The organism is Chitinophaga sp. W2I13 (genome assembly GCF_050434005.1).
Classification (GTDB): domain Bacteria; phylum Bacteroidota; class Bacteroidia; order Chitinophagales; family Chitinophagaceae; genus Chitinophaga.
Map to the genome: position 1 here is coordinate 5,917,522 of NZ_JBNPWD010000001.1, position 20,589 is coordinate 5,938,110.

Annotated in this window: 17 protein-coding genes; 6 read left to right on the plus strand and 11 right to left on the minus strand. The window is 47.9% G+C overall.

Translation table 11 applies throughout. The features are described from left to right. Positions 1 to 5 precede the first annotated feature (5 nt). The 5 genes from QFZ48_RS24395 to QFZ48_RS24415 all read right to left on the minus strand — a co-directional run bounded on the left by QFZ48_RS24395 (position 6) and on the right by QFZ48_RS24415 (position 5,720). Entirely contained in the window at positions 6 to 3,362 is a 3,357-nt protein-coding gene (locus QFZ48_RS24395; RefSeq protein WP_429064076.1) for a TonB-dependent receptor domain-containing protein, read from the minus strand. Positions 3,363 to 3,462: 100 nt separating this feature from the next. Further along, a complete protein-coding gene (locus tag QFZ48_RS24400) occupies positions 3,463 to 4,476 on the minus strand; it encodes a FecR family protein (protein ID WP_429064077.1) in 1,014 nt (337 codons plus the stop codon). A gap of 61 nt (positions 4,477 to 4,537) precedes the next feature. Next, on the minus strand, positions 4,538 to 5,104 hold the full coding sequence (locus QFZ48_RS24405) for an RNA polymerase sigma-70 factor (RefSeq protein WP_429064078.1): 567 nt from the start codon (positions 5,102 to 5,104) through the stop codon (positions 4,538 to 4,540). Between the two features lie 52 nt (positions 5,105 to 5,156). Continuing rightward, positions 5,157 to 5,360: a helix-turn-helix transcriptional regulator gene (locus QFZ48_RS24410; protein ID WP_429048723.1), complete on the minus strand. Its 204-nt coding sequence runs from the start codon at positions 5,358 to 5,360 to the stop codon at positions 5,157 to 5,159. Between the two features lie 6 nt (positions 5,361 to 5,366). Then, positions 5,367 to 5,720, minus strand: a complete 354-nt coding sequence (locus QFZ48_RS24415; protein WP_429064082.1) for a hypothetical protein — start codon at positions 5,718 to 5,720, stop codon at positions 5,367 to 5,369. Positions 5,721 to 5,844: 124 nt separating this feature from the next. Here QFZ48_RS24415 and QFZ48_RS24420 point away from each other — a divergent pair, with 124 nt between their 5' ends. Beyond that, entirely contained in the window at positions 5,845 to 7,395 is a 1,551-nt protein-coding gene (locus QFZ48_RS24420) for an alpha/beta hydrolase-fold protein (protein WP_429064085.1), read from the plus strand. Positions 7,396 to 7,398: 3 nt separating this feature from the next. On the opposite strand, the gene QFZ48_RS24425 is transcribed toward QFZ48_RS24420, so the two are convergent. Further along, positions 7,399 to 8,397, minus strand: coding sequence for a lipid A-modifier LpxR family protein (locus QFZ48_RS24425; protein WP_429048717.1), 999 nt, complete (start codon positions 8,395 to 8,397; stop codon positions 7,399 to 7,401). A gap of 85 nt (positions 8,398 to 8,482) precedes the next feature. Further along, the gene (locus QFZ48_RS24430) at positions 8,483 to 10,933 is read right to left on the minus strand and encodes an ABC transporter permease (protein WP_429064088.1); all 2,451 of its coding nucleotides are present in this window, start codon (positions 10,931 to 10,933) and stop codon (positions 8,483 to 8,485) included. Positions 10,934 to 11,115: 182 nt separating this feature from the next. Between QFZ48_RS24430 and QFZ48_RS24435 the strand changes: the two genes are divergently transcribed. The 3 genes from QFZ48_RS24435 (at position 11,116) to QFZ48_RS24445 (ending at position 14,167) form a co-directional block, all read left to right on the plus strand. After that, a complete protein-coding gene (locus QFZ48_RS24435; protein ID WP_429064089.1) occupies positions 11,116 to 12,669 on the plus strand; it encodes an MFS transporter in 1,554 nt (517 codons plus the stop codon). Between the two features lie 66 nt (positions 12,670 to 12,735). Further along, entirely contained in the window at positions 12,736 to 13,137 is a 402-nt protein-coding gene (locus QFZ48_RS24440) for a DoxX family protein (RefSeq protein ID WP_429064090.1), read from the plus strand. A 16-nt stretch (positions 13,138 to 13,153) separates the two neighbouring features. Then, positions 13,154 to 14,167, plus strand: a complete 1,014-nt coding sequence (locus QFZ48_RS24445) for an alpha/beta hydrolase family protein (RefSeq protein WP_429064093.1) — start codon at positions 13,154 to 13,156, stop codon at positions 14,165 to 14,167. Positions 14,168 to 14,182: 15 nt separating this feature from the next. On the opposite strand, the gene QFZ48_RS24450 is transcribed toward QFZ48_RS24445, so the two are convergent. Beyond that, positions 14,183 to 14,773 carry a TetR/AcrR family transcriptional regulator gene (locus QFZ48_RS24450; protein WP_370910493.1) on the minus strand — a complete coding sequence of 197 codons (591 nt, stop codon included), beginning with the start codon at positions 14,771 to 14,773 and terminating at the stop codon, positions 14,183 to 14,185. Positions 14,774 to 14,840: 67 nt separating this feature from the next. Here QFZ48_RS24450 and QFZ48_RS24455 point away from each other — a divergent pair, with 67 nt between their 5' ends. Beyond that, on the plus strand, positions 14,841 to 15,638 hold the full coding sequence (locus QFZ48_RS24455; RefSeq protein ID WP_429048710.1) for an alpha/beta fold hydrolase: 798 nt from the start codon (positions 14,841 to 14,843) through the stop codon (positions 15,636 to 15,638). 169 nt (positions 15,639 to 15,807) lie between these two features. Then, the gene (locus QFZ48_RS24460) at positions 15,808 to 16,626 is read left to right on the plus strand and encodes an HAD-IIA family hydrolase (protein ID WP_429048708.1); all 819 of its coding nucleotides are present in this window, start codon (positions 15,808 to 15,810) and stop codon (positions 16,624 to 16,626) included. A 48-nt stretch (positions 16,627 to 16,674) separates the two neighbouring features. Here QFZ48_RS24460 and QFZ48_RS24465 read toward each other — a convergent pair whose 3' ends face one another. From QFZ48_RS24465 to QFZ48_RS24475, 3 genes are read right to left on the minus strand one after another with little or no spacing between them, the layout of a single operon-like run. Further along, complete coding sequence (locus tag QFZ48_RS24465) at positions 16,675 to 17,472, minus strand: glycerophosphodiester phosphodiesterase family protein (protein ID WP_429048707.1); 798 nt, start codon at positions 17,470 to 17,472, stop codon at positions 16,675 to 16,677. Beyond that, positions 17,472 to 18,824, minus strand: a complete 1,353-nt coding sequence (locus tag QFZ48_RS24470) for a PhoPQ-activated pathogenicity-related family protein (RefSeq protein ID WP_370910497.1) — start codon at positions 18,822 to 18,824, stop codon at positions 17,472 to 17,474. The genes QFZ48_RS24465 and QFZ48_RS24470 overlap by 1 nt, the downstream gene beginning before the upstream one ends. Positions 18,825 to 18,868: 44 nt before the next feature. Next, complete coding sequence (locus QFZ48_RS24475) at positions 18,869 to 20,578, minus strand: SusD/RagB family nutrient-binding outer membrane lipoprotein (RefSeq protein ID WP_429064095.1); 1,710 nt, start codon at positions 20,576 to 20,578, stop codon at positions 18,869 to 18,871. Between the last annotated feature and the right edge of the window lie 11 nt (positions 20,579 to 20,589).

A 20,589-nucleotide genomic window follows, 5' to 3' on the forward strand; every position in this document is an offset into this window, starting at 1 on the left:
TGATATTAAAAATTATAAGAGAAAGACAGGTTCATGTTGATCCCTCTTTTGATGCTGTAAGTTTTCTGATCGCCTTGTTTTGCGCTGTAGTTGTCTTTTAACTTTACAAAATCACTATAGCGGTAGTCGGGATTTCCGTTGGCTGGCGGGAAGTAGCTGTCGGCCGGAACATAGTACTTCAATTTAATGATCTGGTATTTACCATTGATAAAACCTGTTTCATAACCTTTGATATTACGATAGTAAAATTCTTCCTGGTTGAGCAGGTTGGTAATGTTTAGTTTGAACTCCGCTTTGTTGTGGAATAATTTTTTGGAGAATTGCAAATCCAGCTGGCTATAGGCGGCACGGAATTCTGAAGCGCCTGGCTGCCCATCTACCGCAAAGTTGGGACGGTAGCCAGTGCGGTTAAAAACGATGTTACCGCTAAAGCCGTCTTCTTCATATAGTAATCCAAGATTTACCAGATAGGGGGATTGGCCCATCAGTGGCCGGTCGAGTTCCTTCAGTAGCTCTATTTTTTTTCCGGGAGTGGCCGGATCATCTACCCGGTTGATCGTATTTACTTTCGAGGCAAACCAGGCGCCGTTACCATAGATGGTCATGTTTTTCAGCAGCCCGGAAATAAAGGCCAGGTTCTTTCTGAATTCCATTTCCAGCCCTTTGCTGGTGGCTGAATGCTGGTTTTGATAAGCCATGCCGATGGGGGTGCTGTTGAGTGAATTCACCACCAGTTCCACGGGTTTATCCAGTTTTTTATGGAAGGCAGAAACAGACAACATATCACCGGGTTTCGGATACCATTCGAAGCGCAGGTCTTTATTATCTATTTTGGTGCTGCTGATATTACCCCCGCTGATAAGCGCGTTCATAGCCGGGTCGGGGAAAGACGTAACGGATGTTTCGCGGAAGGTGGGGCGAATCATTGTTTTGCTGTAAGCTGCTCTCAGGTTTATTTTACTGGTAATGCTGTAAGTGAGATTGGCAGCGGGAAGGAAGTTCCAGTTTTTTTCGCCGGTGAGCACGGGCAGTGTGCCGTTATAGGCAAGATCGGGATGCTCTTTTTTAAATTGTGCTATCCTTCTGAGTTCAGCAAGTTGCTGATTTGCCAGTCCGAAATTTTCTGCTCTCAGACCATACACCAATCGTAGTTTTTGAAACATGCGCTGATCCAGCATAGCGTATATCGCGTGGTATTGGGAGCCTGACGCTGCCTGGTCGCCATTTTCCAGATCCCCCCAATAATAGGTCTGCCCTTTTCCCACGCCTACATGATCTGCGTCCATCTGGATATGATAAGGCAGGAATTCAACGTCCAGGCCGCGATAGGCGGTATATATTTTAAAGATATCCATCGACTGGCGGCGTTTTTTGTCCCAGCCATTGTACCCGGCTTTCACGATGCTGGTACCACGGAGGAATTGGAAAGGCTGACTGATATCCATACCCCAGGTATAATCTTTTTGTTCCACATTGGACCACAGCCGGTAAGGCCACGACCAGCTTGCCTGTGTAGCCGCATTGCTGGAGGGATTGCTGGCCTGGTAGATATCACCAAAGGTTTTATTGGCAGGGCCATACTGGAAGCTGCGCACATCATTATACACCTGGTTCATGGCGGCGTAGCCAGCCATCCAGTTGAGGGTGAGCCCACCGCGGGTGATACGGTGTTCGCCTTCCAGTTTATGTTGTTGTATGGAGGTGGACACCGGCATCACCAGGGAAGTCCGTTGCCGGCCGTGACTAAAATCATCCGTGAACTCCAGCGAGCGGTAATAGTCTTCCGCAAAACTCCGGCTATAGAGGTTCCGCAATGTGATTTTGTTTTTCCGGGTGCTATAGCCAACATTCAATAAGGCAGTGGCAATTGTACTGAAACTATATATTTTCCCTTTTCCTGCGGTGTCTGTAACGAAGTAGTCGCGTGAAAGATCGAGTCCGCGGGTAGTGCTGAATTCATCTGTTTGATTCCGGTTACGGTAAGTGATACCGCCGGTGAACCCGATCTTCCTGTTGGCTGCGGTATCCAGTTGATATACCCTGCCCATAATGTATTTGAAATTGAGATTCGGATAGGCGGTGGTTTGATAGAGCCGGAAGCCATCGGGGTTAAACCGTTTACTTTGGTCTATGGCGCCTTCAAATCCATATTTATACCCGTTGGCGTCGGTAACTATTTTTGTTGGATCTTCCTGTTGGTTGTAGAGCGACCAGGAAACGGTATTGCCGGGGATGGTACGCTGGCCGTTTTCCACTGCGAAATAGTCGCCTGTTTGCCTTTTGCCCAGGCTATAAAAATCTTTACCGGTTGTTTGGGTATTGATGCTTTCGCCAATGCTGATGACGGTGAAATTCCGGGAAGGTATGTCCAGTGTTTTCACCATCACCTGGCCACCTACAAATTCAGCGCTGGCATCAGGCGTAGCGGTTTTGTTAACCAGTATTTCGCCTACCATTTCATTGGGAATAAGGTCGAAAGCAAAGTTCCTTTTATTGGCATCAGTGCTGGGGAGTATCATACCGTCGAGCATGGCCTGGTTGTACCGTTCTGTCATGCCGCGCACCACTACATACTTATTGTCAACCACCGATACGCCGCTGATCCTTTTCAGGGCTGCGCCCACATTGTTATCCGGGAGTTTGTTGAGTTGTTCAAAAGAGATTCCGTCTGTTACGGTCGCGGCATTTTTTTGCCTGGTATAAAAGGAGGCAGTACTTTCCTTACCGGCGCTTGATTTTACCACAATACCCGCCAGCTGACCTTTTGCTCTTTTTAAGGTGAGATTTAAAGGAAAGGGTTGATTATCTTTCAGTTCAATTTTATTGATTTCTTTTGTTCCGTATCCGATGAAACTTACTGTGGCAACATAATTCCCGGGGGGCAACGTAAGGCTGAAAGCACCCTCGGCATTACTGGTGGTGCCCGTGTTGCCTACCCGGATAGTAGCGTCAACAACAGGCTGACCATTTTCCTCATCGATGATTTTGCCGGTTAATTTGCCGGGTATTTTTTTTTGCGGACTGCTTTCTGCCGGTTGTTTAAACAGGAGGATCATATTACCCTGTTGCCGGAAGTTTGCTCCGGAGCCCTGTAATAATTGTTGTAAAACTACGTCCAGTGGTTTCTGGCGGGCTTCAATCGATACTTTTTGCAGGGCATTGATCACATTGTCCTGGAAGTTAATGGTGTATCCTGTTTTTTGTTCTAATTCTTTAAAGATCTCCTTTAATGTTTTGTTGCTGGCAATAATGGTAACAGGTGTTTTAATAGGTTGCTGGCTGTAACCGGAAAAACAGATAAAGCATAGCAACCATACTGCGCCTGCTTTTTGCAGTAGTATCCTGTTTTTTAGAAGTGACAAAAACTCTCTGATAAAATACATACTTTTGAAATTGATTTTGATGTTCATGATAATTTTATGATGGACTCGCCGCCCTGCCGCAAACAGGGCGGTTTTTTTATTAGTTGCAGGACTGACCAGAGACTTCGGTCAGGCTGTCTTTTATCTGGAATTTCACCTGGCTCATGAGTGCCAGTGTCTGGAGGATTTCCGTTGCCGTCATGTTATTAAAAGTGGCGCTGAAGGTACAGGACAATACAGCCGGGTTTACTACCCGGAAATGCAGTCCGTATGCACTTTCCATGTCGTGAAGGATGCTGTGCAGCGGTGTTTGATCGTAATGGAAGCGCCGGTCTTTCCAGGCTCCGATCATATTAAATGCTATGCTGCCTTTATGTATCCCTGCCGGATCATTGGGGTGGTAATAAACAACTTCGCCCGGTGTGAGGTAAGCGACCGAATCTGCCGTTCCTGCAACGGTGGCGGCTACACGAACTTTACCGGTGGCCACGGCTACTTCGGATAATTGCTGCCCGGCAGCCGATTTGATATTAAAAGAGGTACCCAGTACGGTAGTTGTAAAAGCAGGTGCGTGGATAATAAACGGGTGACTGGAATCTTTGCTTACTTCAAAGAAGGCTTCGCCATCGAGGTATATTTCCCGGGTTTTACCGGTAAAGGAAGATGGGTAACGCAGTGTGGTTCCGCCATTGAGCCGGATCTGTGTACCATCTGCCAGTGTAATATTACCCTGGCTGCCATTGGGCGTAACCAGCGTTTGAAGCGTTGTCTCCGGTGTGCGATCAGTATGGAGGAGACGATAGGCGCCCAGGCATACTATGAGCACAACAGCAGCGGCTGCGCTGATGCGCAGCAGTTGGCGAAGTACAGGCCGGCGTGCGGGAATTGCGGGAGCGTTTCCACCGGTTAACGGGGTCAGGATCCTTTCTTCCATACCAGCAGGTAATGCGCTATCCGGTGCAGACATGAGTTCCTGTAATGGAAACAGCTGCTCTTCCAAACCGGGGAGGAGGGCGTTGTCTTGAATATATTGCTGTAAAGCAGCCTTCTCTTCCGGGTTGGCCTCGTTGGCCAGGACTTTATGCGCGAGGTGTTTTGCTTGTTGTAAATTCACGTTGACAATACTTTATACCAACAGGTACAAAATTTTGTTCCGCTACCCGTATGCCGCAGTGTTACCAAATTATGAACAAAAGGCAGAGGACATACGGATCGTTCATTTTATCTCTTAATAAGTGGAGCGTGGCCGAAACATGTTTTTCAACGGTGCGGGGAGAAATACCCATTTCTGTGGCAATTTCCTGGTATGACAATCCCTTTTCACGGCTGAGGATAAAGGCTTTGCGGCGTTGCGGGGGAAGGGTGGAAAGGGCTTCGTAATAGGTAGCTTTTGTTTCTTTGTAACGGATAGCTTCTTCCACATGTTCATATGACAGTGGCAGCGTATCTTCCGGAAGGGTAGTGGTAGCAGTGGTCACAGCCTGTTTGAGGTGATTGTACAGCTGGTTCCGCGCGCTTACAAATAAATAGGCAGTGATATTTTTTTCCTGTTGCAGGCGATCCCTTTTACTCCACAGGCTGGCAAATACTTCCTGCAAAAGATCTTCGGCGATCTCTTCCCGTTTTACATATTTTTTAAAATAGAAGAAAATCTTCGCCCCGTGCTTACGGAACAGGTCTGTGAACATTTGCTGTTCATCACCCGCATTGGGGTACGCGATATATAAAGTAGTGGAAGGCAAAATAAATAATGCACAAAATAGCTACTCATTGTTACCGGAAGGTTAAGCTTCTTTATTCATCCTGCGGTTCCAATGTAAACAGTTGCTCCACCGTAGTGCCAAAGATGCGTGCTATTTTTAATGCCAGTAAAGTAGATGGAATAAACTTACCCAGTTCTATGGCGTTAATAGTTTGCCTGGATACTTTGGCTTTCTCCGCCAGTTCTGCCTGCGTGATATTTTGTTTGGCCCGCTGCACTTTAATTGTGTTTTTCATATCGCCTTACTTGCTGTAGCTGCCAGAGAAAAGCAACCTGATGTAGAATACCAGGATACCCAGAGTGAGTACCAGCATGATAAAGTAGCGGGGAGTAGACAGCTGGAAGGTGAGTACACCTTTGCTGTGAAGATAGGTTGTTGCCACTTCAATGATGTATCCCAATGCAAAGCTGATCATGAGCGCATTGGCACGGAGGCTTTGCGCCCTTTCATCTTCTGTTTTTTCGCGGGTGAAAAAGATCAGGAATAACCCGGTGATGAGCGGCAGTTCAGAACCGGTTTGCGCATGGTTCATCCAGAAAAAAGGGATGCCTGCGAGTACCAGTGCGATGCCGAAATATTTCGTGGCTGTGAACATAGGGAGACTTGTTTTTCTGATATAAATGTAAAGTATACTTTACATAAAGACAAATTTAATTAACGGATGGAGGAGGGGCTTCATCACCGACAGAAAAATCTTATTTTTATAGATACCTTGTAAAATGAACCTATCTACCATCGTCAAAATTCCGCTGTTTATCCTGCTCCTGGTTAGCATTAAAGCCAGGTCGCAGCACATTTCCACAATAAAAGATTCCCTTTTTTCAGCCACGTTGAAAGAAATGCGTCCGCTGAATGTCGTGCTTCCGAAAAATTACGATCCCGCTGCTTCCGATGAATACGAGGTAATATATTGCCTGGGCGATATCCCGGACTTTTTGAACGTGGAATGGAGCCTTTTGCAATGGGAAGGCTTTATTCCTAAGAACACGATCCTGGTGGGTATCCCGGACTTTGAACATCATGGCGTGAACATGCGGGAAAGGGATCTTGCTCCCACAAAAACGTCTGCGAACTCAGGAGAGGCCGGCCGGTTCCTGTTGTTTTTCCGGAATGAGCTGATGCCCTATATCGGCAAGCGGTATCACGCAAAACCAGGCGGACATACCTTGTATGGCGGTTCAATGGGCGGACTGTTTGTAATGTATACGTTTTTAACCGCTCCTGACCTGTTTACGTCCTTTGTAGCCATTGATCCGAGTTTGTGGTGGAATCATTTTTATTTACATCAACTGGCAGCGGAAAAATTTGTCCGGCGCGACACCCTGAACAACACACTTTTTATCGCAGGCCGCGAAGGCGCTGCCTATCAATTCATGGGCGTGGCGGGCATGGATTCCATTCTCAAAGCAAACGCTCCTCCCGGCCTCGATTGGAAATGTGTGCAGTATAGCAATGAAACGCATTATTCCACAAACTTCAAAGGCTTTTGGGAGGGACTGAAATTTTCCTATGGTGGTTTTTACGCCTCGGCAGGAGGTTACCCTACATCCCGGAAAATTGCCATCAAGCCGGATAATGGTATCGTATTGCGCAACAAGCCGTTTAAATTAATATGCTATAACCTGGTGGCAGATGCATATCTCCGTTATACTACTGATGGTACCACACCCGGTATTTATTCTCCCCGGATAACAGGCGAAGAAACCGCCATTACCATCAACAGGGATTCAAAAGTGACCGTTAAATCTTTAGGCAAACGAAGGGAGTACGACAAATCAGCAAATGGTTTTTTTCAGGTGGAAGAAGTGTTCCCTGCGATGCCGATGCCGGCAGGAGCCCTGCCGGGCGGACTAAGGTATAAATATTATGAAGGCAACTGGGATACCATACATGATTTCAGAAAGTTGACGCCGGTAGAAACAGGTATTGCCGGAAAAGATTTTAATCTTAATAAAGTTTCAAAAAAGAATAATTACGCATTGGTACAGGAAGGATATATTAAAATCAGTGAGCCGGGGTATTATATTTTTGAGATGGGAACCGGTAATGACCATACCAGGTTGTATTTAAATAACCGGCTGATTCTTGGCGGGCATTTCAAAACAGGAGAAGGCGAGAGCTTTATGGTACCCCTGGAGAAAGGGTTTTATCCATTGCGGATTAATTATTTTCATAAAAAGAATGAAGTAGATCTTCAGCCCATTTATATTAAAACAGAAGGACAGGAAGATGTCCCCCTTCCCACAGATATGCTTTTCAGCAGGAAGTAAATATTACCAGGCAAGATAGAAAGAAATATTACCTACTTCGTGATGTGATATTCCATTGATCACCGGCGACATGGTTTTCTGGGTGAGAGAGAAGCCCGCCTTTCCAAATACGGCTACCAGTCCGCAGTCTATCCCGGCTAATAGTTTATTATTCGCATAGGTGGGGCGGTTACCCGGAAGCGGCGGCTGGCCCGGGCTTTCTACGGGCGCTACGCCTTTCACGAGCGCGTTGGTGAACATCAGCTCCACACCGGGCCGGATGATAGCATAGAGCTGCCAGTGCTTGGTGTTGGCGTATTGGGTGATATACCCGTTATAGTAAGGAAGCATTTTACCGATCCTGATCAGGGAGTAGGCAGCGAAACCATTCAGCATGGTACCGGCGTATAGCTGACCGCCTGCTGTTACCTCGGCTATTTTTTTATAGGCAGCTACCTGTTTCTCTGCCGTGAGATTGAGATTCAGGAGCACTTTGTTCCCGATCTGGTTACGCCATCCCCGTGGCCTGGTAAAGCCGAGAATGCGATGGGCGATGGTTTGGGTTTCTTTTGCCAATGCCCAGGGACCCATTACACCGGCAAACCATTCCGTTTGCAGGTTGAATTTGCGGACCGGGTTAGTGGAGTGGATAGTATGCGTAATAAACAATCCGCCGGCATAGGCAAAGTCGCCCGGCACCGGCACCACCTTCCGGAGGTCTCTGGGCGTAAACATCACCTGCATAAATCCCCAGCCATATGTATTGATGCTTTCTTTGCCAGCTTTGGGCATCCACCGGTCGGGAAAGGAGCGTGGAGGCTGCGGCCTGGTATAAAACAAATCGAACCGCGTACCATTGGTATATGCCTGGTCCGTTCCATTACCATTGAGGTTAATGAAGTCATTGTCTTCGTAAAAGCGGAACAACCGCGTATTTTCAGTGGAAGCCTGTGCTCTCAGATCATTCCAGGGTGTGCCTATTATGCCGCAGTAAATTAATACTGTTAGAATCGTCTTTTTCATCTAGCGCCTGACATCTTTGCGAAAATCGTACAATGAAGATAAATAAAGATGGTCGATCTGCCGGCATAATTAAATGATCATTTGACTATTCTGCTTTTAAGCTTTTCACCGGATTGGCAAGCGCTGCTTTTACCGATTGGAAACTAACCGTTACCAGTGCAACGAACATGGCAATGATGCCGGCCAGCACAAATATCCACCAGGAAATAGGAGCGCTGTAGGCAAAGCCCTGCAGCCACTTGTGCATGGCATACCAGGCAATGGGAGCGGCCAGCACGGCGGCAATGAAAACATACCGGAGGAAGTCCCTGCTCAGCAGTGCTGCAATATTCGCCACACTGGCGCCCAGCACCTTGCGGATACCGATTTCTTTGGTGCGCTGGCGGGCAGTGAAGGCGGCGAGGCCAAATAAACCAAGACAGGAAATAACGATGGCAATGGTCATACCGGTGTTCATCAGTTGTTCCATCTGCCGTTCCCGTTCGTAAAATTTGCGGATGGTATCGTCAAAGAAATGGTAATCGAATTTCTCGTTGGGATATACCGAGGCATATGCTTTTTGTATATCAGCAATGGTGTGTTGCAGTTGTGCGCCGGTATAACCGGCCAGCGACAACTTCACATTTACAAACCGGCAAATATCCAGGGAAGAAGTGACGAAAACAGGCTTGATCTGGTCACGGAGTGCAACGGTATGAAAATCGGCCAGTACGCCAACAACGGGTATGATTTTCGGGGATGGCCCGTCCCTCATGCCAGGCTCTACAAATTTGCCAACCGCATCTGCCGGGTTTTTAAATCCTAATGCTTTGGCGCAGGTTTCATTGATCAGCACTTCCTTCATGGTATCTGAAGGCTGCAGGTTCCTGCCGGCTACCAGCTTCAGCTGGTAAAGGGGCAAGTAGTTTTCATCGCCGAATTCCAGGTGACAATTTGCCTGCAACTCGGTTTTGCCCGTGTATTTAAGATCGGTGCCCCAATGGCCTTTGTCGGCAGGAGGGCCCTGGCTTAAGCTCACCATTTCCACCTGCGGCAGTAACCGGATCTTCTCCGCCAATACCCGTGGAAGGGTTTTGGCATATGCGCGGTTGGTGTTAAAGGTGATGATCGCATCTTTCGTAAATCCAAGATCCTTGTTCAGCATATACCTGATCTGGTTATTCACCACCAGTGAACCAATAATAAATACCAGGGAGATGGTAAACTGGAAAACTACCAGGCCTATACGAAGATATCCCCGTTGGTTTCCCTTTACCCCGGTGCTTCCTTTGAGACTTTGCACCGGCTTGAACGACGACAATATTTTTGCGGGATAGAACCCGGATAGCAGCGTGGTGAACAGAGTAATCAGCAACAGGAACACAACGGTAGGCCAGCTGAATAAATACAGCGATACACCATCAGGCATAAACGAACTGAAAATATCCAGTAAAGGTTTTACTGCTAAAAGCGACAACAGTACAGCAGCTACCGTAAGGAGGAATGTTTCCGTAAGGAAATAGACTACCAGGCTTCGTTTGTTGCTGCCCAGTACTTTCCTGATCCCTATTTCCTTTGACCGCTCCACTGATTGGGCGGTAGACAGATTGATGAAGTTGATGGCGGCAATGATCAGTATAAATAATGCAATGGCCATGAGTCCGTACATCGTAGGCAAATGTGCCTTGTGCCCGAATTCATCCGTATAGTCGCCGTTGAAATGGATATCTGCCAACGGCTGCAGCCGGAAGGCTTTGCTTTCCCCTGTTTCGGCTAATACCCGTTCGCTGGCGAAGGCGGCCAGCTGCCTGTTCAGCAATGCTGTATCAGCGCCGGGGTTTAGTTTTACATAAGCCTGTGTGCCACCGAACATGCCCCATTGACCAAACCCAAATTCATTTTCGAACGGACTGTTCTTTACCGAAGCAAAGGAAATAAAATCGTTGAAGAGGAAATCACTGTTCCGTGGCAGGTCTTTCACAATACCCGCTACTGTTAAAGGGATAGAATCGTTGTAGTGAACGGTTTTCCCCATGTATTTTTCAACAGGCAGCTCGCCGAAGTATTTAGCTGCTTTGCTGGCGGTTAATACTACCTTAAAGGGTTCCTGTAAAGCGGTGGCAGGATTGCCGGCCAGCCAGGTGTATTGAAATATGCTGAAGTATTCAGGAGAAGCAATCAACACATCGGGCTTGCCGCTGTTTTCAAATTTCTTCACCACGCCGTTGCTTCCATAAACAGCTACCTTGGGGTAAATGGGATGAATAGCCGCGAGCGTTTCAACGCCTGTAAATTTGTTGGTTAAAGCCTCCGGGGCTGAATCCGGCACACGCGACATTTTACGGGCGCCGCGTTCAGGGGAATTGAGCTGCGATACAATCCGGTAAATATTTTCTTTGCCGGGGTGAAAGTTTTCATAACTCAGTTCAAAGTGAACACTGAGAAATATCACCAGGCAGGCGCTGATGCCAAGCCCAAGGCCAATTACGTTGATGGCAGCATATACCTTGTTGCGGAGCATGTTTCTCCAGGCTATTTTTATGTAACTTTTAAACATAACAGGAAGTGTGAGATTGACAGTCAAAGCGTGAAAAATATGCCAATCATCAGGAGTATTGATATTGATAACGTTATGATCCTTGTTATCATGTAAAATGTCCGCTTGCGTAACCGGCGTGTCCGGAAACGAACATCGATGAGGAAGGAAACATTTTAAGCAGTTGAACGTTAATGATTATCATGACAACCGTAGCACTCAGGAGTTCCGAAGGCAGATGGGTAATGGTAACCACCATTCTCGCTTCTGCCATGGCTTTTATAGATGGTACTGCATTGAATGTAGTGTTGCCTGCGCTGCAACACAATCTGAATGCCTCCGCGGCAGAGCTGTTCTGGGTATTAAACGCCTATATGCTCATGCTGGCTTCTCTCATATTGATAGGCGGCACGTTGGGCGACAGGCTTGGCCGCAAAAAAGTTTTCATGGCAGGCATCTTTATTTTTATCCTGGGCTCTGCCGCGTGCGGGTTTGCCGGTACTGCCACGCTGCTTATCATTTTCCGGATGATACAGGGTATTGGCGGTGCATTGATGATTCCCGGAAGCCTGTCCCTGATCACTTCTTCCATTAATGAAAATGAAAGGGGGAAAGCTATTGGAACGTGGTCGTCCGTCACCACACTGGTGACTATGGGCGGACCTATACTCGGTGGCGCCCTGGCAGATGCAGGGTTGTGGCGGTATATCTTTTTCATCAATGTGCCTATTGGCGTGGCGGCCCTGGTATTCCTGGCATTGAGGGTAAGCGAGAGCAGGGAAACGGAAGGGGATCAGCGGCTCGATTATCCCGGCGCGGTGCTTACGGCGGCAGGACTGGCACTGCTCACTTTTGGGTTCCTGCGGATGCCGGTGCTGGGTTTTCGTCACCCGGAAGTATATGGCACTATTGCAGGTGGCGTCATATTGCTGATTGTTTTTATTGTGGTGGAAAACAAAAGCCCTCATCCTATGCTACCGGTTCACCTGTTTAAGAATTTAACCTTTACCGGTACCAACCTGCTTACGTTCTTTTTGTATGCGGGTCTTGGTGCGGGTATGTTGTTCCTTTCGCTGAACATGGTGCAGGTGCAGGGGTACAGCCAACTCCAGTCGGGGCTCACCTTTTTGCCCTTTACTGTATTAATGATCATCATTGCACGTTCCGCGGGGAGCCTGGCCGATAAATACGGTCCCCGTTTATTCCTGGTGGCTGGTCCATGTATTGCCGGCGGTGGGTTACTCTTGTTGTCTTTTGTAAAACAAACACAGGGCGCGGCGGATTACTGGACTACTTTTTTCCCGGGCATTGTGGGGTTGGGTCTTGGCATGTCTATCACGGTGGCGCCGTTAACCGCAGCGGTGATGGGGTCGGTGAGCGATCATTTATCCGGCACTGCCTCTGGTGTAAACAATGCCGTTACCCGTATTGCCGGTGTTTTTGCCAATGCTATTTTTGGTGCGCTGGCAGTATTGTTTTTTTCGGGAGCGGTGCAGCGGGAAATCCATGCGTTGCCACTAAGTGGTGCGCAGCGGGAGGCGGTGATCGCGCAAACGGTGAACCTGGGCAATGCGGCCCTGCCTGCGGATATTGACCCCGCGCATCAGCAGGCCATCCGTAAAGTTTATAAAGATGGGTTTATTGCCGCTTATGGAACTATTATGCGGTTATCGGCAGGGCTGGGCTTTATGGGCGGATTTATGGGCTTTCTTTTTATCCGTAAACGGCCGGCAGCGGCGTCTCCTGCAAAGCAATAGAAATACCGGTTTACAGGTATTGTCTCCGGCGGCCACTTTTCTATATTTGTATAATAACCACTCCTGATGCAAAAATTCCCTTTCCTGACCCTGAAGCAATCGTTATTCCTACTGCGTATATCTGTGGCTGTTATATTCCTGGCACATGCAATTGTGAGGATCTGTAATGGTACCATTCCCCGTTTTGGTGAGTTCATGGAAAGTAAGGGGCTGCCTGTTGGCGTAGCGTGGGTATGGGCTATTACTGCCTATGAAATTGCGGGCGGACTGTTGTTGCTGCTGGGCAGGTATACACGATTGCTCGCAGCGGGTTTTATCGTGTTGCTATTGGTGGGGGTTGTATTAATACATGCTTCCCTGGGATGGTTTGTAGGGGAGCACGGCACGGGTGGATGCGAATATAGTTTTATACTTATTGTAGCTTTGCTGGTAATTGCCGCAGAGAAGCGGCCGGAGGGGAATGTTTAATATGACTTCTTTTATAATGAAATCAGCATGCTGGCTTTTAATTGTTTTCCCGCTGGCGCTTCGGGCGCAGCAAGGAAGCGAAAAGTTATTTGGGTACACGCATCTCCAAACTTTATATAAGGGTGATACGGTGAATATGCTGGTAAAATCAAAGGCAGGGGAAGAGAATAAGAGAAAACCCATTTTTCTCTTCTGCCAGGGAAGTTTACCAATTCCACTGATGATCACTTATACCGCGAATGGAAAAACCCAGGTGGGAAATGTTTTTGTTTTTAATCCCGATGTACTGACAGATAAATATCACCTGGTTATTATCAGTAAGCCAGGAATTCCACTCATAGTTGATCAACGGGCACTGTCCGATAGTTTTACCTTCAAAGACAGTACCGGTAACTTTCCAGGGGCATATACGGAACGGAATCTGCTGGATTATTATGTCGAAAGAAATAAAGAGGTCATCCGGTTTTTGCACAGGCAAAATTGGGTGTCAAAAGAAGGGCTGGTAATTGCAGGTCACTCCGAAGGAAGTACGATAGCGGCTAAGCTGGCATTGGAAATCAAAGCGGTTACAGCATTGATCTATTCCAGCGGAAATCCCCTGGGACGGATCATGACCATTATTGAGCGCAACAGGTTGCTGCAAAAGGATTCCGCCGATTTAACAACAGAGGACATTGTCCATTGGCAAAATGTGGTGAATGATCCGGAGCAAATGGAGGGTGCAACAGGTGATTCGCACAAGGCAACCTACCAGTTTTCGATACCGTCTATACAATATCTTGAAAAATTAAAAATCCCGGTGTTGGTTTCATATGGTTCAAAAGATGCGATAGCGCCATTTGAAATGTATTTACGGGTAGAAATGATCCGGCAAAAAAAGAAGAACTTCAGCTTCCGTGTTTACCCCGGAACGGAACACAATTATTTCCCGCTGCATGCAGATGGTTCCGTCAACTATGATATTTTTAATTGGGACCAGGTAGCAAAAGACTGGCGTGAGTGGCTGCTGCAGATGGATAAGGAAAAGTGAATGTAGGAATCTTTCTCATCCAAAAACAATCCGGTGCACCGACCAACGCCAGGTTTCCAATATCGCTTCATTATCCAGTTTACACAGGTCTTTCAGGATCGTAACAGATTCTATCCCGAAAAATATACTCAACGCATTTACCATGTGCCTGAAGGCTGTGGAATCCATTGTTTTCCGCAATGGTTTGAGCGCTTCTTCTATCAGTACAATACGCCGGCCGGCCCTGGAATAACCACTTTTGGGATGAATGGATTCTGATATCACAGAGCTGAGGAATAACCTGAATTCTGTTTCATTTTTTGTAAAGAGTTCGAAGTGGTAATCGATCAGTTTATTCACCCGCGCTTCCAGATCTTTTTCAGGGATGTTGGCAAAGAGGTCGTCGCTTGTTTGGGCTTTCAACTGTAGGGAGGCTTCTCTTCTTAATACTTCTGTTCCGGTGAAATAGCGGTAGGCCGTAGCTTTGGAGATACCGGCTTCTTTGGCTACCAGTTCCACGCTGATGTCTTTCCCTTGTAACAGGAGGGTGTTGGCCACTGCTATCAGGGCCTCCCGTGTTTTCAATTTCTGCGCAATCCTGCCTCCGTCCAATGATAATTTGCCCATGCGTGGTTTTAAAATTTGATTTTAGATATAAAGGTACTACTTTCGTGAGACTAAAGTCTCATTAATTATGAAGCAGCACCTAAAGGTAAGGGGAATCAATATAGCATACGATGATTACGGGAGTGGGGAAACGATCGTGTTTATCCACGGGCAGCCATTTAACCGCAGCATGTGGGATCAGCAGATCGGCGTATTCAAAACCGGCTATCGCCTGATTATGCCTGATCTCAGGGGATATGGGGAGAGTGATATGCCTTCCGGGATGACGTTGCTGGATGAACTGGCGCTGGATATCATTCATTTGCTGGAGGCGCTGCAAATAAGGAAGGCCACGTTTGTAGGGCTGTCGATGGGTGGACAGGTGCTTTTTGAATTGTACCGGTTAGCGCCGCATTTGTGCCATGCCCTGGTGCTGGCAGATACAGATGCAAAGGCCGAGAGTGCGCAAAGTTACCAGGCGCGGTTGCGGTTATCACAGGATCTGTTGGCGAAAGGAATGCAGTTTTATACAGATCAGCACCTGCATCAATTCCTCGGTAAAGCAACGATGGCAGGAAAGCCGGCTGTGGTAGCACATTTGCGCGATATGATGGTGAACACAAACCCGTTGGGCGCCTCCCTGGTGCAGCGGGGCAGGGCAGAGCGAAGGGACCATACCGTGATGTTGCCAGATATCCATTGCCCGGTATTAATTGTAGTGGGAGAAGAAGATGGGTTTACTCCCGTGGAGGTGGCGAAAGGAATGCAGGCGCGTATCAAAAATGCGCAACTCGTTGTAATAAAGGACGCTTCGCATATGCCCAATATGGAACAACCAGAGATTTTCAATCATCACCTGGAATTATTTTTACAGGGTATTCAATAGATCCGTTGTTCTTCTCACAAAAAGAAAAAAGTTTTTAATTTATTTTATTATCTTTAGGTGGAAGCTATCCAACTCTACGGATGCTTCGCTGCGGTTATACCGTTTCCCGCCTTTATTCATTCCATGAAATTTATTGAATCACAAACCAGTTCATTAACATCTGATTGCTATGAAAAAAAAGGGATTTTTAATCGACATGGATGGCGTAATCTACAAAGGCAGCGAACCTATTCCCGGTGCAGTAGAATTTATTAACGGTCTCAGAGATAAAGGCCTTCCTTTCCTGTTCCTCACCAACAATAGCCAAAGAACCAGCAGGGATGTATGTTACAAGCTGAATAAGATGGGCTTTAAGGTAAATGACACAGATATTTTTACCTGTGCCATGGCTACCGCAAGATACCTGGCTTCCAAAAAGGAAAACGGTACTGCGTATGTAATCGGTGAAGGCGGGTTACTGACGGAACTTTACAATGCCGGTTATTCTATTGTAGATGATCAGCCTGATTATGTGATTATAGGAGAAGGCAGAACGATCATGCTGGAATCCGTTGATAAAGCGATCAACATGATCATGAAAGGCGCCAAATTAATCGCCACTAATCTTGATCCTAACTGCCCCATGGGCGATGGTAAATACCGCGCAGGTTGCGGCGCACTGGTAGCTATGCTGGAATTTGCCAGCGGCATCAAAGCCTTTAGTGTGGGGAAACCCAGCCCCGTGATGATGCGCATGGCGCGCAAAGCATTGCAGCTCACTACAGATGAAACGGTGATGATAGGTGATACTATGGGAACAGATATCCTGGGTGCGGGCTCTATGGGCTTTACTACCGTACTTACCTTATCAGGCGTAACACATGAAGACGACCTCGTGAATTTTGGTTATTCGCCTGATTTTATTATTAAATCCGTAAATGATTTGCTGAATGAAGAGTTGTTTATGAAAGTAATGGGAGAACCGGCGTTCGCGGAAGCGGAGTACTAAATAATTACAGGGGCGCTTGAATGGCGCCCCTGCTTTTTTATATCCTTCTTATTCTGCAGCATGATACTGCTTCAGCCAGGTGATCAGCGCTTCCGGATGATCCGTTTGCACGCCCTGTATTCCTTTGCCCATAGCTGCCTGCCAGCTGGCAGGGCCTTCATCGGGCGACTGTACATCCAGCCACACCGCGGTGTTGTATTTGCCGGTAACCGCCAGCATCGCAGGGTCGGTGATATTATCCAGTACGGCTATACGAATTTTTTTCAGGAAGGCTTCCAGCTGTTCCGGTGTTTTTATTTCTTCAGGTAAACTGGCCATCAGCGGTACTTCCGGCGCAGTTTCCCTCCACGCTTTGTATTGTTTTTTTTCATTGAGATATACTACCACCTGTTTTTCCATGCCGGCGGCTTGCAGTTGTCTCCAGGTTTCGGGAACATCGGCGGCTTTAAAGTCGAGGTAGATGTTCAGCTTGCCCTTACATGCCTGTAATGCTTCTGCGAAAGTAGGCACCCGGTATACTTTTCCATCGGCACTGCGTACCTGCAGTTTTTGGATCTCCGCCAGCGTAAGGTCCGTTACATTGCCGGTGCCATTCGTCATTTTATCCACGGTGGCGTTGTGCAGGAGGATCAACTGCCCGTCTTTGGTGGTGCGGAGATCCAGCTCGGCGTAGTCGGCCCCGCAGCGGATCGTTTCTTCGATGGCTGCCACGGTATTTTCCGGCACGCTCACATGGTTGCCACGATGCGCTACCACCACAAATTTATTTCGTGTAGCCGGCAGCGTTTGACCAAAGGAGTTAATGGCGAGGCAGCAGGCAGCTGCCAGTAATATCATTGATTTCATCAAAGAATGGCTTTAGTATCGGTAACGAATACACGTGTACTAACGGTGTAGGTACCGCCGGTGGCATTCTGGTATTTCAGGTCTACGTAAAAGGCGCGGTAGCCATTTGGCGGCAGGGTGGTGGTTACTTTTACTTTCGACTGATGCGCCATCCCCAGGCTCTTGGATTCCCATTTGTCGTTGCGGAAATCCAGGTCTGAAGAGTTGGCCGACCACAGGATTACATCCAGTAAACGGTCGGAGGTAGCCTTGGCGGTAAGCTGTACTTTACCGCTGTGCGTGCGGGTAGTCCAGCTGCAATCGGGGTACGGCTGTTTGCTCAGCGTCATTCCGAAGAAGGCGCTGAGTCCCTGAAAGGCCTGCTGTTTATCACCCAGGTTATGACCGGCATTTGGTACATAGTTAATAAGATTTTTACCAGGGATACTGTCTATGTAATTTTTGATATTATCTACTACCCAGTATTCATCATTGGTACCCATGAATATCATTTTGGGAATAGACAGGCTGCTGCGGTAGGAGTAGGGGTCAATCATGGTGTTGATGGCCATGCCTTCGGTGGTATGCGCCGTTTGGGGGATGCCCAGTTTCACGTAGTCTTCTATCTGCACACTATATTCTTTCCAGGTTTTGATCTGGTAATCCAGGCTCACCGGCATATTCAGCACATCAATCACCATTGGTGCAATAGCTACCACACGTTTGTCGTTGGCGCCGGTAAGCCAGGTAGTCCAGCCGCGTTTGGACGCCCCGGATACTACAAAGCCATTCACTTTGCGGTTCAGTTGTTTATCTGCAAATTCCTGGATTACATCCATGGCCCTTACCGCGCTTTTTACCATCGGGAACAGCAGAGGCCAGTTGTAGTCGCCATCTTTTTTAAACTGGTGAAGGGTATATGAGATCAGCGCATCTTCTGTTAGTTTACCGAAGAGCGGCTGATTGGGGGTTTGCCGTAATACGGCTGTTACCGCGTGATTCACGGCGGCTACTTTTCCCATTTGCTGGTACAGTTCATCCGTAGGGCCGTTCCAGTTAGGTAAGCCATCTTTTACGGAGCCGCCGGTGATAAACAGCAATGCACCGTCGTATTTAATTTCGTCGGGCACAAAAATAGTGAGCTGGTGCGTCCAGGTGTATTCCCGCCATTTCTGCGAAGTAAGGAGTACGTTATAGCCTTTGCCGTTAGTAACGTTGAAAGAATCCTTCAGTTCCCATTTGAACGAAGTATCTCCGTTGTCCAGGTAGCTTTTCAGCGCGTTGGCAGGTGTTACGGTTTGTTGTGCAAAAGTATTCGCCTGGCTTAACAGGAGTACAAATGCAGTGGCGGCATTTAAAAAGAGTTGCTTCATATCCAGATAGAATTGTTTTTTATGGGTTGATGAAATATAAGAAATTACCAGGGTTTTCCGGTACCCTGGATGATCCAGGGTTTCGACCACGGACTGTTTTTGGTGCCATTGGCGCCAAAGGACGAGTAAGTGGTTACTTCCAGCCGGCCGGCAGCTGCTTCCATATTTGCTTTATTCAGGTTGCGTTCTTCCAGCATATAGTACAGTCGTACCGGCACTACGGGGCCTTTTGCATAAGGGCCGGCCTGCAATACCGGGTAGCCTGTTCTTTTATAATCCGCCCAGGCTTCGGTGGCGGCGGTCCAGCTGGCGATCCATTTCTGTATGATGATCTGTTCCTGCGTATGATTGAATTTTACGGAAGGCTGCGCGAGATAAGCGGCAGTGCTGCCGGCTACTCCCCAAACATTGAGCGATGCCTGAACGCCGGCGTTGTAATGCGCTTCCGCGTCACCGGCCGCCCATCCTTTTATGGCAGCAGCTTCTGCCAGAATAAAATGAACTTCTGATGCAGAGATAATCCTTGCCTTTAACAGTGGTCCTTTCGGTTGTTTGTATATGTCGTTGAGCCAGGAAACATGCGGGTTCCTGGATGCCTGGCTGGCATCAGGACTAAGGTTATATACTGCCGGGCCGGAAATGGCCGGGGGAAGCCCCACGTAATTTTCGTCCTGGTTAATATCATTCGCAGTAAGTCCTTTGGAGGCCAGCACGTCGGGTGAAATGTATCTTACCTTCCGCGGTTCTCCTGCTATCACGGTGTCGGTGGCTTTATAAACGTTGCCGGTGCCGGCTGGTTTGGTATCATCTACCAATAAAAAACACTGCACTTTATTGGCCCATACGCCCAACCTGGGGTCGTGCCTAGATTGCAGGGCATTCACAAATGTGCTGCACATCTTCAGCCTGCGGTAGTTGCTGCTGTCGGTGTCGTAGGCTACATTCATAGGCCAGGAATCCGCATTGCTGTTCCCGGGGAACGACATGGTCGCATCTTCTGCGCCATCAATGCTGAGGATAAGAGGATATTGCGCGGGATCGGCTACCATTTTTTCAATACCGGCTTTTGCGATGGCCGGCAGCTTCTCAGACAGCCGCATATAATACCGTAATGCGAGGGAATTGGCCATTTTACGCCATTTCGCCGGGTCGCCCTGGTAATACACATCCACGGCATCAATAGGGTTGGAATAGGCGCTTTTAGGCTTTGAAAGCAGGGTGTTTGCTTTTTCAAGATCAGCGAGTATCCCGGTGTAAATAGCTTGCTGTGGATCGAATACCGGGAGCGTGGTTTCGGGTGTGCCCTTTTCTCCCTGCAGGGCATAGGTGTAAGGCGCATCGCCCCATAGGTCCGTGATCAGGCCAAAGAGCAGCGACTTCATCACCAGTGCAACGCCCTGGTGCAGTTCACTGTTCAGTTCCACGCCGCGGTTATACACCAGCTGGTTGTTCCGCAGCATATCGTAGTATCCTGTCCAGCTGTTGGACCCGGACCAGTCGTATTCGTTGTGGGTGGTAGTCCAGCCATCTTTTTGCGTGTGCTGCATCACCCCGGCCATATCCTGGTAGCCCAGGAATACCAGCTGAAACCCTGTGGTGGTGAGCACGGTAGACAACACCAGGTTGGGATTAATGGTAGCCGGATTGGCGCCGTTGGGATTTTCGTTCATGCTGATCAGGTCCTTTTTACAGGATGTAACAGATAAACAAAGGAACCCGATGCTGAGTATAATAGATTTACGCACTGTTTTCATATATCAGAATT